Origin of the sequence: Myroides indicus, from assembly GCF_004364575.1 — a bacterium.
Taxonomy (GTDB): domain Bacteria; phylum Bacteroidota; class Bacteroidia; order Flavobacteriales; family Flavobacteriaceae; genus Flavobacterium; species Flavobacterium indicum_A.
Map to the genome: position 1 here is coordinate 11,613 of NZ_SOAG01000021.1, position 12,186 is coordinate 23,798.

The 12,186-nt window shown below is 37.3% G+C and carries 10 protein-coding genes; 8 read left to right on the top strand and 2 right to left on the bottom strand.

Annotated elements, in window-relative coordinates:
- The first annotated feature begins 1 nt into the window (after nucleotide 1).
- The 3 genes from C8P70_RS09470 (at nucleotide 2) to C8P70_RS09480 (ending at nucleotide 5,280) form a co-directional block, all read left to right on the top strand.
- Entirely contained in the window at nucleotides 2-3,139 is a 3,138-nt protein-coding gene (locus C8P70_RS09470; RefSeq protein WP_133713086.1) for an efflux RND transporter permease subunit, read from the top strand.
- 4 nt (nucleotides 3,140-3,143) lie between these two features.
- A complete protein-coding gene (locus tag C8P70_RS09475; RefSeq protein ID WP_133713087.1) occupies nucleotides 3,144-4,556 on the top strand; it encodes an efflux transporter outer membrane subunit in 1,413 nt (470 codons plus the stop codon).
- A 94-nt stretch (nucleotides 4,557-4,650) separates the two neighbouring features.
- Complete coding sequence (locus C8P70_RS09480) at nucleotides 4,651-5,280, top strand: polysaccharide deacetylase family protein (protein WP_133713088.1); 630 nt, start codon at nucleotides 4,651-4,653, stop codon at nucleotides 5,278-5,280.
- Here the strand turns inward: C8P70_RS09480 and C8P70_RS09485 are convergent.
- Both C8P70_RS09485 and C8P70_RS09490 read right to left on the bottom strand, forming a co-directional pair.
- Complete coding sequence (locus C8P70_RS09485) at nucleotides 5,275-5,568, bottom strand: thioredoxin family protein (RefSeq protein ID WP_133713089.1); 294 nt, start codon at nucleotides 5,566-5,568, stop codon at nucleotides 5,275-5,277. The two genes, C8P70_RS09480 and C8P70_RS09485, sit on opposite strands and share 6 nt — an antisense overlap.
- A 68-nt stretch (nucleotides 5,569-5,636) precedes the next feature.
- Nucleotides 5,637-6,875, bottom strand: a complete 1,239-nt coding sequence (locus C8P70_RS09490; RefSeq protein ID WP_133713090.1) for a metallophosphoesterase — start codon at nucleotides 6,873-6,875, stop codon at nucleotides 5,637-5,639.
- A 171-nt stretch (nucleotides 6,876-7,046) separates the two neighbouring features.
- Here C8P70_RS09490 and polA point away from each other — a divergent pair, with 171 nt between their 5' ends.
- The 5 genes from polA (at nucleotide 7,047) to rpsI (ending at nucleotide 12,158) form a co-directional block, all read left to right on the top strand.
- Entirely contained in the window at nucleotides 7,047-9,851 is a 2,805-nt protein-coding gene (gene polA / locus C8P70_RS09495; RefSeq protein WP_133713091.1) for a DNA polymerase I, read from the top strand.
- Nucleotides 9,852-9,950: 99 nt separating this feature from the next.
- A complete protein-coding gene (locus C8P70_RS09500) occupies nucleotides 9,951-10,514 on the top strand; it encodes a 1-acyl-sn-glycerol-3-phosphate acyltransferase (RefSeq protein ID WP_133713092.1) in 564 nt (187 codons plus the stop codon).
- Between the two features lie 14 nt (nucleotides 10,515-10,528).
- A complete protein-coding gene (locus tag C8P70_RS09505) occupies nucleotides 10,529-11,095 on the top strand; it encodes a hypothetical protein (protein WP_133713093.1) in 567 nt (188 codons plus the stop codon).
- Nucleotides 11,096-11,316: 221 nt separating this feature from the next.
- Nucleotides 11,317-11,772, top strand: a complete 456-nt coding sequence (gene rplM / locus C8P70_RS09510; RefSeq protein WP_133713094.1) for a 50S ribosomal protein L13 — start codon at nucleotides 11,317-11,319, stop codon at nucleotides 11,770-11,772.
- Entirely contained in the window at nucleotides 11,772-12,158 is a 387-nt protein-coding gene (gene rpsI, locus C8P70_RS09515) for a 30S ribosomal protein S9 (RefSeq protein ID WP_133713095.1), read from the top strand. Before rplM ends, rpsI begins: the two co-directional genes overlap by 1 nt.
- Nucleotides 12,159-12,186 lie beyond the last annotated feature (28 nt).

The window sequence follows — 12,186 nt, forward strand, 5'->3', positions numbered from 1 at the left end:
TATGTTAAAGACATTTATTGAAAGACCTGTTTTATCAACAGTTGTTTCTATACTTATAGTAATTTTAGGGGGGTTAGGATTATCCGCACTTCCTGTAACGCAATACCCAGACATTGCTCCACCTACGGTACAGATTAATGCCAGTTACCCCGGAGCGAATGCTGAAACGGTAATGCAAAGTGTAATTATTCCGATTGAAGAGCAAGTAAACGGTGTAGAAAACATGGACTACATCACATCAACCGCTAGTAATGACGGGAGCGCCAGTATCCAGGTTATTTTTAAACAAGGGGTTGATCCGGATATTGCTGCAGTTAACGTACAAAACCGAGTAGCGCGTGCTACCCCCTTGTTACCTGCCGAGGTAACCCGTGCGGGTGTAACCACACAAAAACAACAGACGAGTCCGTTGATGTTTATATCTTTCTACTCTGACAATCCAGATTACAATGCTATATTCATTCAAAACTACATGAATATCAATGTTATTCCTGAGTTAAAACGTGTAAATGGTGTTGGAGATGCTCAAGCATTTGGTTCTCGTAACTATTCCATGCGTATTTGGATTGAACCAGCAAAAATGAAAGCTTATGGATTAGTACCTGCTGACGTTGTTCGCGTATTAAACGAACAAAGTTTGGAGGCTGCAGCAGGGCAATTAGGTGAAAATAATGCTGAAGCTTTTCAATATGTTATCAAGTACAGCGGTAAATATAAAACGCAGGAACAATACGAAAACATCGTAATTAAATCTTTGAGTAATGGGCAAATTCTATTATTAAAAGACGTAGCTAAAATTGAGCTTGGCGCAATGTCTTATGTAGGTAACTCAGAGTTGAATGGTCACCCTGCTGTTGCTATGGTAGTTTATCAAACACCAGGCTCAAACGCACAGGAAATTATCCAAGATTTACACTTAGAGTTATCCAAATTATCTCAATCATTTCCTGACGGGTTGGATTACAAAGTTCTGATGGACACAAACGAATTCTTGGATGCCTCAATTAGCAAGGTAATTACGACATTAATCGAAGCATTTATCTTGGTATTCTTTGTAGTATATATATTCCTACAAGATTTTAGATCTACATTAATTCCGTTGATTGCAGTACCTGTATCTATTATTGGTACGTTCTTCTTCTTGAATGTATTTGGATTTTCGTTAAACTTACTGACGCTTTTTGCTTTGGTTCTCGCCATTGGTATTGTAGTAGATGACGCCATTGTTGTGGTAGAAGCCGTCCACGCTAAAATGGAAGAAACCGGAAAAGATGCTCTAGAAGCGAGTATTAGTACGATGAGTGAAATTACCGGAGCTATTATCTCTATTACCTTAGTATTAGCCGCAGTATTTATTCCGGTAACCTTTATTAGTGGTCCTACAGGGGTATTTTATAAACAGTTTGGGATTACGCTGATTATTGCGATTTTAATTTCAGCCGTTAATGCACTTACGTTGAGTCCTGCACTGTGTGCTGTATTCTTGAAGCAGCATGAAGCTGACCATGGGAAAAGAAAAAATTTACTTCAACGTTTCTTTAAAGCTTTCAATATTGCTTTCAATAGTATTACAGAAAAATATGGTAGATCATTTAAGTTTTTGCTAAAACACAAATGGGTTACTTTCGTTATTTTAATTGCATGTTTAGGGATAACCTATTTTTCTGCTCAAACCATGCCAACAGGGTTTATTCCGGATGAAGATCGTGGTTTTATCATGGGGAATATAGAATTGCCGCCAGGAGCTTCTCAAGACCGTGTAGTAAGTATTCAAAGACAATTTTCCAAAATGGTAGAACAAATACCAGGGGTGGATGGAGTAACTGTTGTATCAGGATTCTCTTTTATCAACGGTCAGGGATCCAACTATGGTATGGCAATGATCAAGCTAAAAGACTTTAAATATCGTACTACAGAAGATTTAGCTACAAACACAATTATTGGAAAGCTTTTCGGCTTAGCAGCTACCCAATTCCAGGATGCGCGAATGATTTTCTTCCAGCCTCCAAGTATTCCAGGCTTTGGTATGTCTTCAGGTTTTGAATTAAAATTATTAGACAAATCCGGAGGTTCTTTGAATGATTTTGATCAAAAATCAAAAGAATACTTGGCCGCTTTGATGGATCGTCCTGAAATTATGTATGCACAGTCTTCGTTCAATACAAACTATGCCCAATATGAGTTAGATTTAAATATTCCAAGAGCAAAAGAATCCGGAGTGTTAGTAAGTGATATCTTCTCTGCTTTACAAGGTTATATTGGAGGTATTTATGCAGCTGACTTTACTCGTTTTGGTAAACAATTCCGTGTAATGGTACAATCGCTACCTCAATATCGTTCAGACGTAAGCAGCTTGAATGAAATTTATGTTAGAACTGCTTCCGGCGAAATGGCACCAATTAATCAGTTCGTAACTCTGAATAAGGTATATGGTCCTCAATCAATCAACCGTTATAACTTATTTACTTCTTCGAATATTGCAGGTGCACCAAAACCAGGATTTAGTTCGGGAGATGCAATTAAGGCAATTCAAGAAGTTTCGCAACAAAATCTATCTACAAGTTATGGAATCGACTTTACGGGATTATCACGTGAAGAGATTAACGCAGGTTCACAAACTATTCTAATTTTCTTTTTGTGTGTGGTATTCGTTTATTTCTTATTATCTGCACAGTATGAAAGCTATATGTTGCCATTTGCGGTAATTTTATCTTTACCAACAGGTATTATGGGCGCTTTCCTTGCACAAAAAATAGCAGGATTAGAAAATAACATTTACTTCCAGATTGCTCTGGTCATGCTTGTCGGACTACTCGCAAAGAATGCAATTTTAATTGTTGAATTTGCCGTTCAGCGCCGACGTCACGGCGAAACAATTGCCCAGTCTGCTATTAATGGTGCTAAAGCTCGTTTAAGACCTATCTTAATGACTTCATTTGCCTTTATTTTAGGATTAATGCCTTTAGTATTTGCAGGCGGAGTGGGGTATATAGGAAACCGTTCCATCGGTACCGGAGCCGCATTCGGATTATTGGTAGGTACTGTTATTGGAGTATTCGTAATACCTGTATTATATGCTATATTCCAATATCTTCAAGAAAAAATCAAACCTGTTAAATTTGAAGAACAAACGCATTAATAAAATGAAAAGACGAACTATTATATACAGAATATTACCGATTGCTGTTTTGGGCTTAATCATGCAGTCGTGTTTTGTTGCCAAAAAATATGACAGACCCGAGGTAATAGACGAGCAATATTATCGCAGCGATAGATTGTCACAAGATACTCTTTCCATGGCAAACATATCATGGAGAGAGCTTTTCTCTGACCCTGTATTAATCCGACACATTGAACAGGGATTAGAAAACAATCTTGATATCCGCATTGCCATGGAAAACATAAACGCTTCTCAAGCCTATATGAAGCAAGGCAAATGGGGATATGCTCCTACTTTAAATCTGGGAGCAAATTACACACATAGCATTCAGTCCAAAAATTCTCCTCAAGGATTACTTTCCGGAGATAACCGGGTAAAAACCGACCTTTATGAAGTAAACGGCAATTTTTCATGGGAATTGGATGTGTGGGGCAAAATCCGCAGTAATAAACGCGCTTTTGTAGCTGGTTATTTGCAAAGCGTAGCGGCACATCAAGCTGTAAAAACACAGTTAATCACTTCCATTGCTACAACTTATTATCAGTTATTGGCACTGGATCAGCAAAAAGAAATTACCGAAAAAACTATTGCGAATCGCAAAAACAGTTTAGAGACTATTGAGGCTTTGAAAGAATCAGGTCAGGTAAATGAAATTGCTGTAAAACAAACGCAAGCTCAGCTTTACAACGCGCAAGCACTGCTGGTAGATTTAAACAACAACATTAAATTGACAGAAAACGCTTTCAGTATTCTTTTGGGAAACAATCCTCAAAGCATTGAGAGAGGTTCGCTTGCACAGCAAACTATAAATTCAGAATTGACGGTAGGCGTTCCTGCACAATTGCTTAGCAACAGACCTGATGTAAGAGCTGCAGAATATGGATTAATCAATGCGTTTGAACTTACCAATGCTGCCAGAAGCAGTTTTTATCCTTCTTTGCGGTTAACAGCTAACGGCGGATTTCAAAGCGTTGATTTTGACAAATTATTCGATACAAATTCTCTTTTTGCTAATTTAATCGGCGGACTTACTCAACCCCTGTTAAACGGAAGACAAGTGAGAACGCAGCACGATGTGGCAAAAGCGAAACAAGAACAAGCGTATTTAAATTACAGAAAAGCTGTTTTAACAGCCTCTAAAGAAGTGTCTGACGCACTATACACCTTTCAAAGTTCAGTAGATAAGCTGTCTTTGAAAAAACAAGAATATCAGGCTTATAATTTAGCAACTGAATATTCTGAAGAACTCTTGGTTCAGGGTATGGCTAATTATCTAGATGTACTTACCGCAAGAGAAAGTGCCTTATCAGCCGAATTAAGCTATATTAATACTGAATTGGCGCAATTAAACGCCCTGGTACAGCTTTACCGTGCTTTAGGCGGCGGGGTACAATAATTTTTAGTTAATTGTTATTCTATAAAAAGGGCAGTCACAATACGGATTGCCCTTTTTTGTATGTTTGCTTGTAGTGATAGAAAATAAATAAGCAATGCGTTTGAGTCAAAAACTATACTCCCTTCTCTTCCCTAAATACGTTTGGAAAAAAAAGACAACCAAACAAGTAGTTTACCTTACCTTTGACGACGGCCCTATTCCTGACGTTACAGAATGGGTTTTGGACACGCTTAAACACTACAACATTAAAGCTACTTTTTTTTGTATCGGCGATAACATCAACAAACACCCTGATATTTTTGAGCGAATAATAAAAGAAAATCATCAGGTAGGCAATCATACATTCAACCATCTGAACGGATGGAAAACGCACCAAGAAAAATACAGGAATAACGTTTTGGAATGCGAAACCGAAATAAGGAAATACACTCAAAAAGAGGCTTCCTGCTTATTCCGTCCTCCTTACGGAAAAATAACAAAATCACAGGCAAAGTATCTTGCAGAAAAATTGGGACTGAAAATAATTATGTGGACAATGCTGACTAAAGATTATGACATAAAAACAACTCCGAAAGAATGCCTGCGCAGAGCTACCTCCCGGATAAAGCCCGGAAGTATAATTGTTTTTCACGACAGTATAAAAGCGAGAAAAAACATGATGTATGCCCTTCCCAAAGCAATAGAAATACTTCAAAAAAAGGGATACTCTTTTGCTGTTTTATAATGTTGTTACAACATTAATTAAAGCCTCTGCGTTCATAAAACCACTTTGGCGCCAAATCATCGCTCCCCCTTTATACAGCAGCATAGTAGGTACCTGTTTTATGCGTAAAGCTTCTGCTAATTCGCCATTTTTTTCTACATCAATCTTTACAATACGCAGCTGCTCTCCTACTGTTCCTGCAACGCTTTGCAAAACTGGATTCATCGCTGCACAACCTTCGTTCCACTGTGCAAAAAAATGAATCAATACCGGAACATCAGAAGTCACTAATTCTCCAAATTTCAACATATGTAATTCTTTTTTTATTTAACCTAAAGCTTTATGACAAAAATATCAATTTTTATCAAAAAATATTACTATTTCCTTCTTAATTCAATTACAGTGATTTCTGGCCAGATTCCCGTTCTGCCCTGATAAGCGTGGTACCCAAACCCACGATTTACATAAATATATTTTCCCATCTTTTCATAAAGTCCCGCCCACTGTTTATAAATATACTGTACCGGACTCCACTTAATTACTCCCGGAATCTCTATTCCGAACTGAAAGCCATGAGTGTGCCCTGCCAGCGTCAATTGAAAGTTCTTTGGATGATCTAATACCTGAGCATCCCAGTGTGAAGGATCGTGGGTCATGAGAATTTTAAAATCTGTAGTAGAAACGCCCTGAGTAGCTTTATCCAAATCGCCATACTTCATAAATCGCGGATCTGCTCCCCAGTTTTCTACGCCAACAACTACGATACTTTCTCCGCCTTTTTCAATTCTGACACATTCATTTCTAAGCAGTCGGAAACCGATTTCGGGACTGATGTCACAAATTCCTTTAAAATTTCCCAGCCTTTCCTCCTCTGTATCCCATTTAACATATTCTCCATAATCGTGATTTCCCAAAATAGAATAATTGCCATAAGTGTGTTTTCGCAATTTTCTAAAAACATCTGACCACGGAAGCATTTCATCAGCAATACTGTTAACGATATCACCGGTAAAAAGCAATAAATCTGAATCCTGTGAATTGATTAAATCCACGGCATATTCCAGTTTTTCTTTATTGTCGAAGCTTCCGGCATGTATATCGGACAATTGCGTAAAAGTAAAACCGTCAAATGCATGCGGTAAATCCTCAAATTCCAAAACGTGCTTGTAGACCTGAAACTTATACCTTCCAACAGTAATTCCATACAACACAGACGCAAAGGGTATTGCAGCAATTCCGAGAGCCAATTGCGATACAAACTTTCTCCTTTCTGGCATAAATGGACGATTTGCTTCTTTATCAGCTTTTTCACGGTTAAAATATTGAAATATTCCAATGAAAAGCCTTACCGCATCTTCTGTCAGCAATAAAACAGTAATAATAGCTTTTGGCAGGTAAAACAATATAACCAATGCCGCTGCCAGCATGGATTGATGCGTTTGTCCAATGGAACGGTCAAACTTAGAAAATCCATACGCAATATAGCCAAGTATTAAAACAGACACTAAAACATAAATCAATCGAAAAGATCTTCGCTTGGTCCATTGTCTAAAAGCCTGATAGGTATAAAACTCAACAAGAATAAAAACAAAACCTACAAGTAATATTTGAAGCATTTTTTAAAGTATAAACAACAAATTTAATTTTTTATAGAAACTACAAAAAAGTCTTTAACAAAGTTTAGTAAACAAATGCGGTATTTACAAAAGAATTGTATAACATTCTTTGTCTTATCTCAAATTCACTATCTTTGATTTTGATTTTTTCAATGACAAAAAACATTTTTGATGACTGATAAAAAACGTCTTTTTCTATTAGATGCCTACGCTTTAATTTTCCGAGGGTACTACGCCTTTATAAAGAACCCCCGAATAAATTCAAAAGGCTTAGATACTTCTGCTGTGTTGGGTTTTATGAACTCTCTGTTAGATGTTATCAAACGAGAGTCTCCCGATCATCTTGCAGTTGCCTTTGATAACGGCGGAAGCGAAGTTCGGACAGCGCTGTATCCTGAATATAAAGCCAATCGGGACGAAACGCCGGAGGCAATAAAAATTGCTGTACCGTACATCAAAGAGATTTTAAATGCAATGCACATCCCTGTTATTGAAGTAAAGGGTTGCGAAGCAGATGACCTCATCGGCACGCTTTCAAAACAAGCTGAAAAAGAAGGTTATCAGGTCTTCATGGTTACTCCTGACAAAGACTATGCTCAGCTGGTTTCAGAAAATATTTTTATGTACAAGCCTGCGCGAATGGGCAATGGCATTGAAATATGGGGAGTAGACAAAGTAAAAGAAAAATTTGAAGTTGAGCATCCGGAACAGGTAATCGACTTTTTGGGAATGATGGGCGATTCTGTCGACAATATTCCGGGACTGCCGGGCGTTGGTGAAAAAACAGCCAAAAAATTTATTAAAGAATACGGATCGCTGGAAAATCTTTTAGCAAACACTCACAACCTAAAGGGAAAAATGCGTGAAAATATTGAAGCCAACAAAGATAAAGGAATTTTATCAAAGCAATTAGCCACTATATTGCTGGACTGCCCTGTCCAGTTTCACGCCGAAGATTTTATTCTGGAAAAACCAGACGTAGAAAAAACAGATGCCTTGTTTATCGAACTGGAATTTAGGAGAATGAAAGAGCAGTTTGACAAAATTTTTAACGCTGATGCTGCTCCTACTGCTCTCCCTAATGGAACCAAACAACAAGAAGAACAGTTTTCACTTTTCGCTGATGATACTGCCAGTAACCCAATTGACAACGGTTATTTTGCTAATTTAAATACTGTAAACCACGTTTACCAGCTTTGCAACAGTAAAATGGCAATCCACCTGCTGATACAAAATTTAATGCAGCAAAGCAGTGTTTGCTTTGACACTGAAACCACCGGACTAAATCCGCTGAATGCCGAATTAGTCGGAATTTCATTTTCTTTTGAAAAAGGAACCGCTTTTTATGTTCCTTTTCCCGAAAATAGAGAAGAAGCGGTAGAACTTATAAATGAATTTAAACCTTTTTTTGAATCAGAACAAATTGAAAAAGTAGGACAAAATCTAAAATATGACATCAAAATCCTCAAACAATACGATGTTGAAATAAAAGGACCATTGTTTGATACGATGATTGCGCATTATCTGATTAACCCCGACATGCGCCATAACATGGACGTACTGGCAGAAACTTATCTGAAATATTCTCCGCAGGCTATCGAGGAGCTCATTGGAAAAAAAGGAAAAAACCAAAAATCCATGCGGGATATTGACTTGGAATTAGTTAAAGAATACGCCGGAGAAGATGCAGATATTACCCTCCAACTCAAAAGCGTTTTTCAACCGCAATTATCCGCTGCTCACACGGAAGAATTATTCCAAAACATTGAAATTCCATTGGTTTCGGTTTTGGCAGATATGGAAAATGAAGGTATCAGATTGGATATTGACTTTTTAAGTTCGCTTTCAGAAACACTGGACACCGACATTAAAAATTTAGAACAAAAAATATACGAAGAGGCAGAAGAACAGTTTAATCTGGCTTCTCCTAAACAACTGGGAGATATCTTGTTTGAAAAACTAAAAATAGGAGGCAGCAAACCCAAAAAAACAAAAACCGGACAATATGCCACCGGAGAGGAAATTTTGAGTGAATTGGCGCACAAACATCAAATTGTACAGGACATTTTAGATTGGAGACAATTAATAAAACTTCAAAACACGTACGTTGAAGCCTTGCCAAAACAAGTAAATCCCAAAACTAACCGCGTACATACGGAATATATGCAGGCTGTTGCCGCAACCGGACGTTTGAGTTCCAACAACCCGAATTTGCAGAATATTCCTATCCGAACCGAAAGAGGACGGTTGATAAGAAAGGCATTTGTTGCCCGAGATGAAAATTACCTGATTATGTCTGCCGATTATTCTCAAATTGAATTGCGAATTATTGCCGCACTCAGTCAGGAACCCAATATGATAGAATCGTTTAAAAATGGAGAAGATATTCACCGCTCAACCGCAGCGCGCGTATTTAATGTTGCCTTAGAAGAGGTTACCAAAGAACAGCGAAGCCACGCCAAAACAGTTAACTTTGGAATTATTTATGGCGTTTCTGCCTTTGGATTGAGCAATCAGACCAATCTATCCCGATCTGAAAGCAAAGAACTTATAGATACGTATTACGCTACTTACCCGCAGTTGAAAAACTATATTGCCCGGCAAATAGAATTTGCTCGCGAACACGGCTATGTACAAACGGTATCGGGCAGACGCCGATATTTAAAAGATATTCACTCCCAAAATGCGATTGTCCGCGGAGGAGCTGAGCGAAATGCTGTAAATGCGCCTATACAAGGGAGCGCTGCCGATATTATCAAAATTGCCATGATACGTATTCACCAGAAACTAACAGAAGAACAATGGAAATCCAAAATGCTTCTGCAAGTACACGATGAACTGGTGTTTGACGCCCATAAAGACGAATTAGAAAACCTTAAAACCATGGTAAAAGCCGAAATGGAAAATGCCTTTCAACTAAAGGTACCTTTAGTTGTTGATTTAGGAATTGGCGAAAACTGGCTGGAAGCACACTAGAGAACAAGATAGAGTCCATGTTAAACTATCTACATTATTCTATATAAGGAATCAAATTTTATCTTGATTCCTTTTTATCTGCTTTAAATTTAAAAAAAGATGAAAAAGGTTTTAGGAAAACTAATGCTCGGCATAACAGGCTGGAAACTGGTAGTTCACGATCAATCTTTTAAACAAGAAAAAAAAGTAATTCTGGTTTGTGTTCCTCATACTTCTAACTGGGATTTTTATTATAGCTTGGCTTGTTTTTGGATTTTGGGTTTTCCGTTCAAAATTTTTATCAAAGACTACTATACCAGATCGTGGTTCGGCTTTTTGTTCAAAGCAATCGGGTGTATTGGGGTAGACAGAAGCAAAAATCAGAATCTGGTAGAGTATGCAGTCCATTTAATTAATGATACAGACGAAATAGCACTGATTAACACTCCCGAAGGCACGCGCTCTTACGCCAGCAAATGGAAACAAGGCTTTTATCACATTGCCAAACAAACCGACATTCCCATTGCCTTGTGTTATGCCGATTACAAAAAGAAGCAATGCGGCGTGATGAAATTAATTAAAGTTGAAGATCAATCTTTTGAGCAAGTTTTAGATAAAATCACTCCTTATTATACTGCCGAAATGGCTAAATTTCCGAAAAACTACAACCCAAAATTATATTAACCTTAAAATATACGATGAAAAAGTACACATTTCTTTTCTGTGCTCTGTTCCTCTTTTTACAATGTGGAAGTATAAAATCTCAGCTAGAACAAACGCAGGAGCAAACTAAACTTGCTTTTGAACTTTGTCAACTGTACGGATCAGATCAAGGAATACGCGACAAGGCATTAAGTCAAAAAAGCAGAATCGTAATGCCTTCTTTAGATTCTATCAACTTTATTAAACTTGTTGACTTTGTAAAAGAACACGGAATGCCAAATGAAAAACTGGTCGGAAAAGAAAACTATAAAATAGAATGTGTCAAATTAGCTTCCTTTTCCATCCTTTTACACAACCCTGAAAAGCTTGTTCACAATGAAGACTACTACGATTTATTCTTACAAGAAGTGCAGGCAGGTCGAATGAACCCCGAGACTTTAGCTTTAGTTATCGATAAATATTATTGGGCAAACAATAAAAGCCTTATCTACGGAAGCCAATTTGGCAAACCCTGTCTAAAAGATAAAACAGAAGTTAACCAAAGACGAAATATACTAGGTTTAAAAGATTTAGACGATGAAGATTTTAAAATATGCGATTAAATTTCCTTCCTCCTAATGTGGGTCCATACTTCTAGTATCTTTCTTTTTCTGACAGTTCATCAAGAAAAAACAAAGTTCTTCCCCTCAAATAAATTAGAAGTCAATCATTTAATAAGTAATAATAGCAAAAAACAACTGTACGAATTTGTATAATAAAAGAAAATATGTAATTTTGCACTCCCTTAATTGGGAATGGAATGTTTAATTAAATACAAATTATTGTGGAAAGTTTAAGCTACAAGACAGTATCAGCAAACAAAGCAACCGTTCAAAAAGAATGGTTAGTTGTAGACGCTGAAGGTCAAAATTTGGGCCGTCTTGCTTCTAAAGTGGCAACACTTTTAAGAGGTAAGCACAAAACAAATTACACGCCTCACGTTGACTGTGGAGATAACGTAATTGTTATCAATGCTGAAAAAGTAAACCTAACTGGTAACAAATTGGATGATAAAACGTACATCCGTCACACAGGTTACCCAGGAGGACAAAGAGTATTAACTGCAAAAGTAATGCAACAAAAAAACCCTGCATTATTAGTAGAAAAAGCAGTAAAAGGAATGTTGCCTAAAAACAGATTAGGATCGCAATTATTCCGCAACCTAAATGTTTATGTGGGTGCTGAGCACAAGCATGAGGCTCAACAACCTAAAACCGTTAATTTAAACGAAGCTAAGTAATGGGAGTTATTCACAAAATCGGTAGAAGAAAAACCGCTGTTGCTCGTGTTTATGTTTCAGAAGGAACAGGAAAAATCACAGTAAACAAAAAAGAATTTACAACTTATTTCCCAACTGCTACATTACAGTACAAAGTTTTACAACCGCTTTCAATGACTGAAAACGCTGAAAACTTTGACGTTAAAATAAATGTATATGGCGGAGGGACTACAGGACAAGCTGAAGCAGTGCGTATGGCAATTGCAAGAGCTATGTGTGAAGTTGATATTGAAAACAGAGCTATTTTAAAACCAGAAGGTTTATTAACACGTGATCCTCGTATGGTAGAGCGTAAGAAATTTGGTCAGAAAAAAGCTCGTAAGAGATTCCAATTCTCTAAACGTTAATATTTATTTATTATTAAAAAATCTAAGT